We start from the raw sequence: 13905 nt of genomic DNA on the forward strand, positions 1-13905 counted from the left end.
TCACATGCCCCGCCACCGACGACACGGCCCCGGCGCCCCGGGGGGGGGGGGGGGGGGGGGGGGGGGGGGGTTTGGGCGCGGCGCCGGCAGGGTGGGGGGGCCCGCCCGGCGCCCCCCCGGGGCGGGGGGCGCGGTCGGCCCCCACCTTTCAGCGGTTCGCTTATAAAACACGCACCCCCCCCCCCCCCCCCCCCCCGCGGCGCCCCGGGGCCGTGTCGTCGGTGGCGGGGCATGTGATCCGCGTGGGGGCCGGGTCTTGTCGTCCGCCGTGGCGAGATCCTGTGCGGCTGTCGGGTCAGCGGGTGGTGCGTTCGCCGCCGTTTACCGCCAGGACCTGGCCGGTGATCTGGCGGGCGGCCGGGGAGGCGAGGAATCGGACGGTCGCGGCGATGTCGTCGGGTGTGCCCGGCCGGTCGGTGAACGTCGCCGCGATGAGGGCGGAGCGGCGCTCGTCGGTCAGCTTGTCCCGGAAGAATTCGGTGTCGGCGATGTAGCCGGGGGAGACCACGTTGGCGGTCAGGCCCAGCGGGCCGACCGTCCGGGCGAGGTCGACGTTCCAGGAGGCGACGGCCGCCTTCGCCGCGCCGTAGGAGCCCGAGCCCTTGTCGGCCGCGATCGAGCCGATCGTGATGATCGACCCGCCCCGCTGCATCCTGTCCAGGCACGCGACGGTCGGCAGCACCGCCGACAGGAGATTGGCCTCGAAGTTCGCCCGCCAGCCGTCGGCGACCTCCCGCAGCGAGCCGGGCGCGGTGCGGTCGAAGTCGGTTTGTCCGCCCGCGTTGTTGACCAGGACGTCGATCGGTCCGATCCCGGCGGCGAACGCCTCGACCTGGTCCGGATCAGCGGCATCGAAGCGGGCGGGACGGACGGCGTCGCCGAGATCGGCCGCGGCCGCCTCGAGCACCTGCTGCCGCCGCCCGGTGATCACCACCGCGTCGCCGTCCTGGGCGAAGGCCCGGGCGATCGCCTTGCCGATTCCGGTGCCGCCGCCGGTCACCACCACTGTTCTGCCCATGTCGATCACCTCTCCTGGTGCGTGCGCTACTTTGTTCAGGTCTAAACATACCAGACGTTTAGACCTAAACAAGGGAGTGTGTGGTGGATCTCGACGCGAACGACCCGGTCGATGCGATCGCCCTGGCGTGGGCGCGCGAACGTCCCGGCACGAAGGTGGACTCCATCGGCATCGTCACCAGGATCTGGCACGCGGCCAAGCTGCTGGGCGAGGAGCGGCGCCGCACGCTGGCGCGGGCCGGTGCCGACGCCGCCACCCTCGACCTGCTGTCGGTGCTGCGCCGCAGCGGTCCGCCGTATCGGCTCACCACCCGGGAGCTGGCGGAGGCGACGCTGCTCACGGCGGGCGCGATCTCGCAGCGCGTGAACCGCGCCGTGCGCGAAGGTCTTGTCACCCGGACCACGCGCACCGACGGTTCCCGCCGGGTCGATGTCGAACTGACACCGGCGGGTCACGAATTGGTCGAGCGGCTCGTCGACGGAGTGCTGGGACGGGAGGCGGAGCTGGTGTCCCGCCTCGACGAGCGCCAGCAGCGTGAACTCACCGAACTGCTTCGGGCGCTGCTGGAGGGCCTGCATGCCGAACTCGGCGAACGACGCCCGACGCAGGTCGGCGGCCCGGACTAGACCGGGTCTCGGATCGCGGTGCCCGACCGCGTGTTACGCGTTCGACCCGTGGGATTCGCCACGACGCCTCTCAGCTGCTCATCAGGTTTGCCGTAGTGCTGTCTTAGCGAACGCGGGCAGGGTGACCCGATGCCTGCCCGATTCGCGGGCGGCGTGGAGTCGAAGGAGACGGTGTGCACCTGTCGAAGAGGAGAGCAAGCGCGGCGCTGCTGATGGCCGCGAGCGTGGCGGTGGCGCCGTTACTGGCGGCCGGTCCCGCCGCGGCGGCCGTGGTGCGGCAGGCCGGGAGCTCCGCCGACGGGTCCTATATCGCCTCGGTCGACGAGGGGGACGGCCGATCGGTGGTCCTGCAGGTGTACTCGGCGGCGATGGGCAAGCAGATCCAGGTCGATGTGCAGCGCCCCGCCGACACGTCCCGGCCCCGGCCGACCCTGTATCTGCTCAACGGCGCGGGCGGCGGCGAGGATTCGGCGACGTGGCAGCGGCAGTCCGATGTGCTGCCGTTCCTGGCGACCAAGGATGTCAACGTGGTGCAGCCGGTGGGCGGCAAGTTCAGTTACTACACCGATTGGCGCGCACCGGATCCCGGCCTCGGCGTCAACAAGTGGCAGACGTTCCTGACCCGGGAACTGCCGCCCCTGATCGACAGGGCCTTCGGTACCGACGGCACCAATGCCATTGCGGGCCTGTCGATGTCGGGCACCTCGGTGCTGCAGCTGCCGATCGCCGCGCCCGGGTTGTACGAATCCGTTGCGGCACTGAGCGGTTGCGCCCAGATCAGCGACCCGATCGGCTACGACGCCGTTGCCACCGTGGTGCGGGCGGGCGGCGGCGATCCCGACAATATGTACGGCCCCAAGGGCGATCCGATGTGGGCGGCCAACGACCCCTACGTGCACGCCGACCGGCTGCGCGGCCTGAACCTGTTCATCTCCAGCGGTTCCGGGCTCCCGGGTAGGTGGGACACCCTCGACGGTCCGCGCGCGCTGCCCGGTCCCGGCGGACTCGCCAACCAGGTGACCGTCGGCGGGGTGCTGGAGGCGGCCACGAACTACTGCACCCACAACCTGCAGACCAGGCTGGACCAGCTGGGCATCCCCGCGACCTACGATTTCGATCCCACCGGCACCCATTCCTGGGGTTACTGGGAGGACGAGCTGAAGCGGTCCTGGCCGGTGCTCGCGCGCGGGCTCGGACTGCCGGAGAACTGAGCGGGGTTATCCGAGACCTTCCGGCGGCCAGCGGCGGAACCCACCCTCGGAGTCGATGACATTGCCGGTGATCCACGCCGCCTCGTCGGTCGCCAGCCAGGCGATCAGGCGCGCGGGGTCGTCGGGCATGCCCCAACGCCCGGCCGGGAACTGGTTGGCGACGAAGTCGTAGTCGGCGCCGCTCATGTAGTCGGTGTCGACCGGGCCCGGGTTGATCGTGTTGACGGTGATCCAACGGTCGGCCAAGGTCGTCGCGAGAGTGCGGGTGATGGACGCGAGCGCGCCCTTCTGCAGCGCGTAGGCGAACTCGCCCGGCATGCCGTCGGCGATGTCCTGCCCGGAGGTCATCATGACCACGCGCCCGCCCGGTCGCGCCGCCCGCGCCCGGGCGAACGCCTGGATCAGCAGGACCACCGACCGCGTATCGACCGCCCAGTGCGCGTCGAGCATCTGCGCATCGATGGTGTCCAGGATGCCGTCGTTGCCGCTGAGGCCGTGGTTGGCGATCAGGATATCGATGGGGCCCAGCGCCTTCGACGCCTCGTCGAGGAGCCGGGCGGGTGCCTGCGGGTCGGACAGGTCGCCCGGCCCCGCGGCGACCCGGGCGGCGGGATCGCCCAGCGCCGCACGCACTCCCGCGACTACTTCCTCGGGACGGTCTGCGCCCCAGGGCTTTTCCGCGTCGTGCGGAATATGGTGGTGCAGGTAGACGCTCGCGCCGTGGGCGGCCAGGCGCCGCGCGACGGCGTAGCCGATGCCGCCGCGCCTGCTGGCGCCGGTGACCAGCGCGGTGCGCCCGCGCAGCGGCAGCGGATCGCGGCGGAGTTCCTCCGGGGTGGGGTCGGGTAGCAGTGGCATAGCGCGCATGGTGTCATTCCCGCCGCGGCCCGGTCACGTAGATTTCCGCGCGATTGCGGACCTGCCGGGGCGACGCGCGACGGATACGGCCGGAATGCGACGGGACCACGGCTCGCCCGGTGAGGATGGTGTCTCGGCCTACGCGTGGGGCACGGCGGACTGGTCGTCCGCGGATTCGGTGACCGGATCCTCGGCGGGTGCCGCGAATTGTTCAGCGCCCCACCGCGCGTCGACGACGAGACCGATCACCCCGAGGGTGATGCACACCCCCGACAGGACGAGGAATCCCGGCTCGGTGCGGCCGGTGAGCGCATCGCCCAGCACCACGACCCCGATCGTGCCGGGGATGACGCCGACGACCGTGGCCAGCAGGTAGGGGAGCATGCGCACCGACGACAGGCCCGCGCAGTAGTTGATCACCGAGAACGGCACCGGCGCGATCAGCCGCAGCGACCCCACCGCCAGCCAGCCGCGGCGCTCGAGCCGCCGGTCCACCGCGCGCACCGCGGGATGACGCAGCCGCGCCGCCACCTGCTCGCGGTCGAGTGCGCGCACCAGCAGCAGGGCCAGCACGGCGCTGACGGTCGTCGCGCTCACCGCGACCGCGATGCCGAGGATCGGACCGAACAGCAGTCCGGCGCTGAGCGTGAAGACCGTGCGCGGGAACGGCGCCACCGTCACGATCGCGTGGACGGCGAAAAAGACGAGCGGGAACAGCGGGCCGACCGAATCGGCCCACTCCCGGATCTGCTGCGGGGCCGGGTGCGGCGCCAGCACGGCGATCGCGATCAGGGCGCCGCCGAGCGCCAGCAGCGTCAGAACGCGCGGATCGCGGAGTCTCGACAGCACCGCACCTGCTCTCCTCAGCACCGAGCCAGGCTACCGGAGCGCGGGGCGAGGTTACCGGTTGGTAGCGGGAGGCTGGGCGAAGCTCTGGTGGCCGTGCGGTTAGCATCGAAGGAACACCGATGAATGCCCGTTAACTTAGATGCCTGATGACCTGCTCGAACCGTACTCGACGCGCGGTGTGAACGATACACACAGCGGGTTGCGAAGACGGTGCGAAGGGTTGGGCTTGCGCCCGGATATCCGGTACAGCTGAAGTATCGGATCGAGTGGAAGAGGAACAGCAGCGATGCCGATTGGTTCGGATCCGGGCACGGACGTGGTGCCCGGATATGCCGCATGGCGGAAGGGCGTGGCCGGGGTTCTGGCCAAGGCCCGCAAGGTGGATGCGTCCGAGCTCGGCGACGAGCCGGAGAAGCTGCTCGAGGTCTCGACCTACGACGGGCTGACCGTGGCCCCGCTCTACACCCGGCGCGACGAGCTGCCCGAGCAGCCGCTGCCGGGTGAGTTCCCGTTCGTGCGCGGCTCGGACGGCACCCGCGACGTGCAGCGCGGCTGGTATGTCGGCGCTCGCTTCGGCGGGCCGGACGCCGCCGAGGTGAACCGCGAGATCATGGCGGCGCTGGAGAACGGCGTGAGCGCGGTGTGGCTGGGCGCCGGGGAGCGCGGGGTCGCGGTGGCCGACCTGCCGACGGCGTTGCGGGGCATGCTGTTCGAACTCGCGCCGCTGGTGCTCGATGCGGGCGCGGACGCGAACGATGCGGCGGCGCAGCTGTTCTCGATCCTGGACGGGTACGCCCTCCCCGGCGACGCGGCCTCGAATCGCGCCGATATCCAGGTCTCGCTCGGAGCGACGCCACTGACCAGCCGGTTCAGCGAGACGCCGCACGCCGACCTGGACACCGCGGTGTCGCTGGCGCAGCAGGCGATCGCACGACCGGAGACGGTGCGCGCCCTCACCGTCTGCGGCATCGCCTTCCACAACGCGGGCGCCTCCGACGCGCAGGAGCTGGGCGCCGCCGTGGCCGCGGGCCTGCAGTACCTGCGGGCCCTCACCGATGCCGGTGTGGATGTCGCGGATGCCCTGGGCCAGTTGATGTTCCGGTTCGCCGCCACCGACGACCAGTTCGAGACCATCGCGAAATTCCGTGCGGGACGGCGACTGTGGGCGCGGGTGGCGCACGAGCTGGGTGCGCCCGCGTTCGGCAATGCGCCGCAGTACGCGGTCACCTCGGCGGCGATGATGACCCAGCGCGACCCGTGGGTGAACATGCTGCGTACCACGCTGGCCGCCTTCGGCGCCGGTGTCGGCGGCGCCGACTACGTGACCGTGCTGCCGTTCGACTCGGCGCTGCCCCCGGGCGAACTCGAGGTGTCCCGGGCGTTCTCGGATCGCATGGCCCGCAATACCCAGCTGTTGCTGCTGGAGGAGTCGCATCTGGGGCACGTGCGCGATCCGGGCGCCGGTTCCTGGTATGTGGAGACCCTCACCGACGAGCTGGCGCATCGGGCGTGGGAGTTCATGCAGGAGATCGAGCGCGCCGGTGGGTATGCGGCCGCCCTCGACTCCGGACTGCTGGCCGAGCGCATCGCCGCGGTGCGCGAGCGGCGCGAAGCCGATGTGGCACACCGGAAGACGGCCGTCACCGGGGTCAACGAGTTCCCGAACCTGGCCGAGCAACCGCTGTCGGAGGCGGCGCGGCGGCCGGGTACGGTGGCGCGGTACGGTGCGGCGTTCGAGGCGCTGCGCAACCGGTCCGACGCCTACCTGGCCGCGCACGGGGCTCGCCCGCGGGCGCTGCTGATCCCGCTGGGTCCGGTGGCCGAGCACAACGTCCGGGTCACCTTCACCGCCAACCTGCTCGCCTCCGGCGGCATCGAGGCGGTCAATCCGGGTGCCCTCGAGATCGCCGGAATCGCCGCGGCGGCAACCGAATCCGCGAGCACCATCGCCGTACTGTGCGGCACCGACGCGCGCTACGCCGCCGAGGCCGCGGCCGCGGTCGAGCAGCTGCGCAGCGCCGGTGTCGCCACGGTGCTGCTGGCCGGGCCGGAGAAGGCGGTCGCCGAACTGTCCGGCACCCAACGGCCCGACGGATTCCTCACCGCCCGCATGGATGCGGTCGCGGCCCTGTCCGGCCTGCTGGAGAAGGTGGGAGCGTAATGACCACAGGGGAGATCAAGCACGTGATCGGCAGCTTCGCCGACGTCGCACTGGACGATCCCGGTGCCGCGAACGTGAGCGGCGAACAGGTCGAGGCGTTCGTGCGGGCGGCCGCGTCGGCCAATCACTCCGCGCCCGAACAGCTGGTGTGGCCGACGCCCGAGGGTATCGACGTGCCACCGGTGTTCACCAAGGCCGACCGCGATCGCATTGCCGCGCAAGGGTATCCGCTGGACTCGGTGCCGGGTGTAGCGCCGTTCCTGCGCGGGCCCTATCCGACGATGTATGTCAACCAGCCGTGGACGATCCGCCAGTACGCGGGCTTCTCCACCGCGGCCGACTCCAATGCCTTCTACCGGCGCAACCTGGCCGCCGGGCAGAAGGGGCTGTCGGTCGCGTTCGACCTCGCGACGCACCGCGGCTACGACTCCGACCACCCGCGCGTGACCGGTGACGTCGGCATGGCCGGTGTGGCCATCGACTCGATCCTGGACATGCGGGAGCTGTTCGACCACATCCCGCTGGACCAGGTGTCGGTGTCGATGACGATGAACGGCGCGGTGCTGCCGATCCTGGCGCTGTACGTGGTCGCGGCGGAGGAACAGGGCGTCAAGCCCGAGCAACTGGCCGGAACCATTCAGAACGACATTCTGAAGGAGTTCATGGTCCGCAACACCTACATCTATCCGCCCAAGCCGTCGATGCGGATCATCTCCGACATCTTCGCCTACACCTCGGCGAAGATGCCGAAGTTCAACTCCATCTCGATCTCCGGCTATCACATCCAGGAGGCCGGTGCCACAGCGGATCTGGAGCTGGCCTACACCCTCGCCGACGGGGTCGAATACATCCGCGCCGGGCTGGACGCGGGGATGGAGATCGACCAGTTCGCGCCCCGGCTGTCGTTCTTCTGGGCGATCGGCATGAACTTCTTCATGGAGGTCGCGAAGCTGCGCGCGGGGCGGCTGCTGTGGAGCGAGCTGGTGTCGAAGTTCGAGCCCAAGAGCCAGAAATCGCTGTCGCTGCGCACCCATTCGCAGACCTCGGGCTGGTCGCTGACGGCACAGGACGTGTTCAACAATGTCGCCCGCACCTGCGTGGAGGCGATGGCCGCGACCCAGGGACACACCCAGTCGCTGCACACCAACGCGCTCGACGAGGCGCTGGCGCTGCCGACGGACTTCTCCGCCCGCATCGCCCGCAACACCCAGCTGCTGATCCAGCAGGAGTCCAACACGACCCGGCCGATCGATCCGTGGGGCGGCTCGTACTATCTGGAGTGGCTGACCCATCAGCTCGCCGAGCGGGCCCGCGCGCACATCGCCGAGGTGGAGGCGCACGGCGGTATGGCGCAGGCGATTTCGGAGGGCATCCCGAAGCTGCGCATCGAGGAGGCCGCCGCCCGCACGCAGGCCCGCATCGATACCGGGCAGCAGCCGGTCATCGGCGTGAACAAGTACCAGGTGGAAGAGGATCAGCAGATCGAGGTCCTCAAGGTCGAGAACTCGCGGGTGCGCGCCGAGCAGGAGGCGAAGCTGCGGCGGCTGCGGGCCGAGCGCGATTCGGCCGAGGTCGAGCGGGCGCTGGGCGAATTGAGCAGGGCCGCCGCGGCTTCCGGCGGTGGCATGGAGAACAATCTGCTCGCCCTGGCCATCGACGCCGCCCGCGCCAAGGCCACCGTCGGCGAGATCTCCGACGCGCTGGAGCAGGTGTACGGGCGCCATCAGGCCGAAATCCGCACTCTCTCAGGTGTTTACCGCGAGGAGGCCGGTAAGGTGACCAACATCAGCAGGGCCATCGACCTGGTGGAGGAGTTCGCCGAGGCCGAGGGCCGCCGCCCCCGCATCCTGGTGGCCAAGATGGGCCAGGACGGCCACGACCGGGGCCAGAAGGTGATCGCCACGGCCTTCGCGGATCTCGGTTTCGACGTCGATGTGGGCCCGCTGTTCCAGACCCCGGACGAGGTGGCGCGGCAGGCGGCCGACAACGACGTGCACGTGGTGGGCGTGTCGTCGCTGGCGGCCGGTCACCTCACGCTGGTGCCCGCCCTGCGGCAGGCACTGGCCGAGGTCGGACGGCCCGACATCATGGTGATCGTCGGCGGCGTCATCCCGCCCGGCGATTTCGAGGAGCTGTACCAGGCGGGCGCCGCGGCGATCTTCCCACCGGGCACCGTGATCGCCGATGCGGCGGTCGACCTGCTGAAGAAGCTGGCAGGGGAACTGGGCCACGAGATCGGCGCGCAGCCCGGAGCGGAATGAGCAAGGGCGCTGGAGCGGACAACGATGCCGGATCCCCTGCCGACGGCGAGGAGCGAGCGGGACAGCGTGATCCGGGCGCGGTATCCGATCGCCTGCCCGGCGGGCCGGGGCGCGCGCACAGTCCTGCGCAGACCGGGGGTGCATCGGTGAATATCGCTGGTACGCAGGCGCTGTCGACTGAGCGCGGGTTCGCCCCGGCCGGTCGGGGCGCATCACCGGCCTCCGGTGGCAAGGCCGGGGGACGCCGTGAGATCGACGTGGAGCAGCTCGCGCAGGCCGTGCGCGGGGGCGAGCGCGCGGCCCTCGCGCGAGCCATCACGCTGGTCGAGTCGACCCGGGCCGATCACCGCGACGCGGCGCAGCGGCTGCTGCTGGCGCTCGGGACCGACACCGCACAGGTCGAGTCGAACCGGGTGGGCATCACCGGCGTTCCGGGCGTGGGTAAGTCGACATTCATCGATGCGCTGGGCATGTCCCTGATCGAGGCGGGGCATCGGGTCGCGGTGCTGGCCGTGGACCCCTCCTCGACCAGGACGGGCGGATCGATCCTGGGCGACAAGACCCGGATGGCGAAACTCTCGCTGGAGCGCGACGCCTACATCCGGCCGTCGCCGACCGCGGGCACGCTCGGCGGCGTGGCGAAGGCGACGCGCGAGACCATCGTGCTGCTGGAATCCGCGGGCTACGACGTGATCCTGGTGGAGACCGTCGGCGTCGGACAGTCGGAGGTGACCGTCGCCAATATGGTCGACGTGTTCTGCTTCCTCACCCTGGCCCGCACCGGAGATCAGTTGCAGGGCATCAAGAAGGGCGTGCTGGAGCTGGCCGACCTGGTGGCGGTGAACAAGGCCGACGGCAAGCACGCGATCGAGGCCAAGGCCGCCGCGCGCGAGCTGCAGGGCGCCATGCGGCTCATCCACCCGCGCGAATCGCTCTGGCGCCCACCGGTTCTCACCATGAGCGGGCTGAACGGCACCGGACTGGACCGCTTCTGGGATACGGTGCTCGAACATCGCCGGGTCCTCACCGAGGCGGGGGAGTTCGCCGAGAAGCGCCGCCGCCAGCAGGTCGACTGGACCTGGACCATGGTGCACGACCAGCTGCTGCGCCGCCTCGCCGACAGCCCCGGCGTGAAATCCGTTCGGGGACAGGTCGAGAAGGCCGTCCGCGACGGCTCACTCACCCCCGCCCTCGCCGCCGAGGAACTCCTGCGCGTCTTCGACGACCGCTGACCCCGGGTGTGCGCACGGCCCTGCGCTACGCCGGGCCGACACCAGGCCGGACCGGTACCAGCCCGCCGCGTCGAGCCTGCCTCGCGCGCACCATGCGGCGGTGATGTCGGCCGCGCAGGCCGGTGCCCGTGGTCGTCGTGGCCGCGCCTCTCTCCTTCGGGCGATCTTCCCGCATAAGCTGCACCCGTGGTCGACGGTGAGGTGACGCCCGCGGCGCTGGGACCGGCGCCGTGGGGTTCGCGGCTGCTCGGATCGGCCGAGGAGACGGTCGGCCGGCGGCGGGTGCGGGTGCAGCTGCTGTTGACGGTGCCGCTGCTGGCGGCGAATCTGACCGGGATCGCCGTGGTGATCGCGCTCGTCGGATTCGTGCTACCCGGGCCGTCGGTGTTCAGCCGCACGCTGATCCTGCAGAATTTCGTCGCGACGCCGCTGTATTCCGCCGCGGCGGTGCTGATCGGGACGGTCTGGGGTACGGCGTCGGGTCTGCGGGCGCTGCGCTGGGCGACGGCGGACCCGGATCGGGTGCCGACCGAGGCGGAACAGGCCGCCGCGGTGGCGGTGCCCCGCAGACTGGTGATATTGCAGGCGCTGCTCTGGGCCGGTGGTGCGGCCGTCCTGACCCCGCTGTACGGCCTCGCCGATCCCGCACTGATTCCGAAGTGCCTGCTGGGCATCGGATTCACGCTGGTGGTCGTGTGCGCCTTCAGCTATCTGGTCGCCGAGTTCGCCCTGCGGCCGGTCACGACCCGGGTGCTGGAGGCGGCACCGTCGCGGCAGGGCCGCGGCAGCGGCGTCTTCGGTCGGTCGATCGTGGTGTGGGTGGTCGGCACGGGCGTTCCCGTCGCCGTGATGATGGTCCTCGCGGTCCTGGCGCTGACGCCGGTGGACATCAGCACCCAGCGGCTCGCGATCTGCGTGCTGTCGCTGGGTGGGCTGACCCTGGTGTTCGGCCTGCTGCTGATGATGCAGACCCTGGCGGCCACCCTCGCCCCGATCCGCACCGTGCGCCGCGCGCTGCGACGAGTGGAGGACGGCGACCTCGAGGTGGCGGTCACCGTATTCGACGGCACCGAATTGGGAGAACTGCAAAGCGGATTCAACCGGATGGTGGACGGCCTGCGGGAGCGGGAGCGGGTGCGGGACCTGTTCGGCCGTCACGTCGGCGACGATGTCGCGGCCGCCGCGCTGGCCCGCAATCCGGAACTCGGCGGCGAGGAGGTCGAGGCTGCGGCGCTGTTCATCGACATCATCGGATCCACCACCATGGCGGCCGCCCGCCCGGCGAACGAGATCGTGGCGCTCCTGAACGACTTCTTCGCCATCGTGGTGGACGAGGTGGAACGATACGGCGGCCTGATCAACAAGTTCGAGGGCGACGCCGCGGTCGCCATCTTCGGCACCCCGGCGCCGCTGTCCGACTTCGCGGGCGCCGCCCTGGCCGCCGCGCGGGCGATCCGTGCCCGATTGTCCGATGCGGCAATGGGATTCGACGCCGGAATCGGGGTCGCGGCGGGGCCGGTGGTGGCGGGCAATGTCGGTGCGCATCGGCGATACGAATTCACCGTGATCGGTGACCCCGTCAACCAGGCGGCGCGGCTGTGCGAACTGTCCAAGCAGGAGCCCGGGCGGGTGCTGGCCACCGCCGCCACCCTCGAGGCCGCCGGAGAGAGCGAGCGGAAGCACTGGCGGCTCGGCGAATCGGTCACCTTGCGCGGCCGGACCGAGCCGACCCGCCTGGCGCGTCCGGCCTAACCGATGTCGAACAGCCGGGCGGCATTGCGGTAGCAGACATTTCGCAGCCAGTCGTCGCCGAGGTCGAGGCGCTCCACTGCGTGGAGTGCGTGGCTGTAGGGGTACGGGATATTGGGGAAGTCGCTGCCGAACAGGATGCGATCGCCGAAGTCGAGCAGGCGGCCGCGCTCGGCGGCGGGGAAGGGATCCGCGGATTCGAAGAAGTCGGTGAAGTTCATCGTGGTGTCCAGGTGGACGCCGTCGAAACGCTCGGCGATATCGAGGAATTCGGAGTATTCGGGAGCGCCCATGTGCGCGATGATCAGGCGCAGCCGCGGATAACGCTGGAGCAGTTCGGCGATGGGCCCGGGTCCGGTGAACTCGCCCGGCGCGGGGCCCGATCCGCAGTGGATGAGCACCGGAATCCCGGCGTCGGCCAGCATGCCCCACACGTCGTCGAGGTGCGGATCGCGCGGATGGAAATCGCCGACTTGGACGTGCACCTTGAAGATTCGTGCACCGGCGTCGACCGCCGCCTCCACATAGCTGTCGGCGTGCCGCTCGGGAAAGAACGTCGCCGTGTGCAGGCAGTCCGGGGTGCGGGCGGCGAAGTCGGCGGCCCACTCGTTGAGCCAGGCCGCCATATCCGGCTTGTGCGGGTACACCAGCGAGGTGAACGCGCGAACACCGAAGCCGCGCAGGGTCTTCAGCCGCACCTGCTCGTCGTCGCGGTAGGTGATCGGCCAGGGCCTGCCGATCAGGGGACCGGCGGAGTCGAAATACGACCACACCTTGCGCAGCACCCGGTCGGGCATGAAATGCGTGTGGACATCGATGATTCCCGGCAGCCCGAGCCGCTGCCGGAACTCGGCGATGTAGGCCGTTTCGTCGTCACCGGTGCCGCTCAACGAATCTCCCCGTCCTGCATCGGCGGATAGACCGTGCGTGCCAGATCGCCGACCCGCGCGACGAGCCGATCGAAGAACGCGGCGGGATCGGTGCCGACCACGATGTCCGCGTTGGGTTCCCGGCCCCACATGCCCGCCCAGTCCGCCACCGTCGTGCCGCGGGTGATGGACCCGCCCAGCTCGACGTCGACGGTGGCGGGCAGGGTCACCGCGAGGGCGGGGTCGAGGGCGACCGCCGCCGCGAACGGATCGTGCATATGCGCCAGGTACGGCTGACCGTGATCGCGATGGAATTCGAAGTAGAACCGCACCGCATCGGTGACGAACCGGACGATCGGATTACTCGCCTTCGATCGGATTCCGCGCGTATCGGATTCGGAGAGCCGCTCCACCGGAACGCTGTCGGCGCGTTCGCCGAGGTGAATCAGGTGGTCGGGGCGCATCTCGATGGTCTCGGTGACGTCGAGCCCGCAGACGAGCGGCCGCCGGTCGGCCGGAACCGCGGCGAAGGCGTCGAAGACCTCCTTCCACGCCTCGGGATCGACGTGCACATTCCACTCGGTGGTCGGCGTGGTGTTGCCCGGCCGCTGGAACGCTCCGCCCATCACGACCAACCGCCGAAGCAGGTGCGGCAGTTGCGGTTCCGCCCGCAGCGCCAACGCCAGGTTGGTGAGCGGGCCGGTGCACAGCCCGACGATCTCCCCGGGATGCGCCCGCGCGAGGTCCACCCACAGCCGCGCCGCGGACCGGTCGGACAGCGTGCGCGCCGACGGTGGGAACTCCGCGTACCCGATGCCCTGCGGCCCGTGGGTGTCCTCGGTCGTGCGCAGCGCGATCGCCAGCGGTGCCGCGGCGCCGTGGGCCACCTCGATATCCGGTGCCCGGCACAGGTCCAGGAGCGCGAGATTGTTGGCCGCGACCTGTGGCTCCGGGACGTTGCCCGCGGTGGAGGCGATGCCGACGATCTCGGCCTCCGGACTCGCCAGGAGGTACAGGAGCGCCAGGGCATCGTCGATACCGGTATCGACATCCATGATGATCTTCTGCCGC

At 70.6% G+C, this 13905-nt stretch carries 11 protein-coding genes; 6 read left to right on the forward strand and 5 right to left on the reverse strand.

Annotated features, from left to right (window positions below; all coding sequences use genetic code 11):
• Positions 1–295 precede the first annotated feature (295 nt).
• The gene (locus tag QH290_RS20975; RefSeq protein ID WP_280269851.1) at positions 296–1018 is read right to left on the reverse strand and encodes an SDR family NAD(P)-dependent oxidoreductase; all 723 of its coding nucleotides are present in this window, start codon (positions 1016–1018) and stop codon (positions 296–298) included.
• Between the two features lie 83 nt (positions 1019–1101).
• Between QH290_RS20975 and QH290_RS20980 the strand changes: the two genes are divergently transcribed.
• A complete protein-coding gene (locus QH290_RS20980; RefSeq protein ID WP_280269850.1) occupies positions 1102–1644 on the forward strand; it encodes a MarR family winged helix-turn-helix transcriptional regulator in 543 nt (180 codons plus the stop codon).
• Between the two features lie 212 nt (positions 1645–1856).
• Positions 1857–2855: an alpha/beta hydrolase gene (locus tag QH290_RS20985; protein WP_425301896.1), complete on the forward strand. Its 999-nt coding sequence runs from the start codon at positions 1857–1859 to the stop codon at positions 2853–2855.
• Positions 2856–2861: 6 nt separating this feature from the next.
• On the opposite strand, the gene QH290_RS20990 is transcribed toward QH290_RS20985, so the two are convergent.
• Positions 2862–3713, reverse strand: coding sequence for an SDR family oxidoreductase (locus QH290_RS20990; protein WP_280269848.1), 852 nt, complete (start codon positions 3711–3713; stop codon positions 2862–2864).
• Positions 3714–3851: 138 nt separating this feature from the next.
• A complete protein-coding gene (locus QH290_RS20995; RefSeq protein ID WP_280269853.1) occupies positions 3852–4562 on the reverse strand; it encodes a TVP38/TMEM64 family protein in 711 nt (236 codons plus the stop codon).
• A 286-nt stretch (positions 4563–4848) separates the two neighbouring features.
• On the opposite strand from QH290_RS20995, the gene QH290_RS21000 reads away from it, so the two are divergent.
• From QH290_RS21000 to QH290_RS21015, 4 genes are all read left to right on the forward strand, one after another.
• Entirely contained in the window at positions 4849–6723 is a 1875-nt protein-coding gene (locus QH290_RS21000) for a methylmalonyl-CoA mutase family protein (protein WP_280269847.1), read from the forward strand.
• Positions 6723–8984 (forward strand): methylmalonyl-CoA mutase, encoded by a 2262-nt coding sequence (gene scpA / locus QH290_RS21005; RefSeq protein WP_280269846.1) that lies wholly within the window; start codon positions 6723–6725, stop codon positions 8982–8984. The genes QH290_RS21000 and scpA overlap by 1 nt, the downstream gene beginning before the upstream one ends.
• Positions 8981–10216: a methylmalonyl Co-A mutase-associated GTPase MeaB gene (gene meaB, locus QH290_RS21010; RefSeq protein WP_280269845.1), complete on the forward strand. Its 1236-nt coding sequence runs from the start codon at positions 8981–8983 to the stop codon at positions 10214–10216. Before scpA ends, meaB begins: the two co-directional genes overlap by 4 nt.
• A 186-nt stretch (positions 10217–10402) precedes the next feature.
• Positions 10403–11968, forward strand: coding sequence for an adenylate/guanylate cyclase domain-containing protein (locus QH290_RS21015; protein WP_280269844.1), 1566 nt, complete (start codon positions 10403–10405; stop codon positions 11966–11968).
• Here the strand turns inward: QH290_RS21015 and QH290_RS21020 are convergent.
• Both QH290_RS21020 and QH290_RS21025 read right to left on the reverse strand, forming a co-directional pair.
• The gene (locus QH290_RS21020; RefSeq protein ID WP_280269843.1) at positions 11965–12855 is read right to left on the reverse strand and encodes an amidohydrolase family protein; all 891 of its coding nucleotides are present in this window, start codon (positions 12853–12855) and stop codon (positions 11965–11967) included. The genes QH290_RS21015 and QH290_RS21020 overlap by 4 nt on opposite strands.
• Positions 12852–13889 carry a nucleoside hydrolase gene (locus tag QH290_RS21025; RefSeq protein WP_280384692.1) on the reverse strand — a complete coding sequence of 346 codons (1038 nt, stop codon included), beginning with the start codon at positions 13887–13889 and terminating at the stop codon, positions 12852–12854. The genes QH290_RS21020 and QH290_RS21025 overlap by 4 nt, the downstream gene beginning before the upstream one ends.
• Positions 13890–13905: the final 16 nt, after the last annotated feature.

This window comes from Nocardia wallacei (genome assembly GCF_029869545.1).
GTDB classification, from domain to species: domain Bacteria; phylum Actinomycetota; class Actinomycetes; order Mycobacteriales; family Mycobacteriaceae; genus Nocardia; species Nocardia wallacei_A.

Bases quoted from the DNA above. Each gene is read 5' to 3' on its own strand.
- QH290_RS20975 (WP_280269851.1), bottom strand. From the start codon at position 1,018: ATGGGCAGAACAGTGGTGGTGACCGGCGGCGGCACCGGAATCGGCAAG.
- QH290_RS20985 (WP_425301896.1), top strand. From the start codon at position 1,857: ATGGCCGCGAGCGTGGCGGTGGCGCCGTTACTGGCGGCCGGTCCCGCC.
- QH290_RS20990 (WP_280269848.1), bottom strand. From the start codon at position 3,713: ATGCCACTGCTACCCGACCCCACCCCGGAGGAACTCCGCCGCGATCCG.
- QH290_RS21000 (WP_280269847.1), top strand. From the start codon at position 4,849: ATGCCGATTGGTTCGGATCCGGGCACGGACGTGGTGCCCGGATATGCC.
- scpA (WP_280269846.1), top strand. From the start codon at position 6,723: ATGACCACAGGGGAGATCAAGCACGTGATCGGCAGCTTCGCCGACGTC.
- meaB (WP_280269845.1), top strand. From the start codon at position 8,981: ATGAGCAAGGGCGCTGGAGCGGACAACGATGCCGGATCCCCTGCCGAC.
- QH290_RS21025 (WP_280384692.1), bottom strand. From the start codon at position 13,889: ATGGATGTCGATACCGGTATCGACGATGCCCTGGCGCTCCTGTACCTC.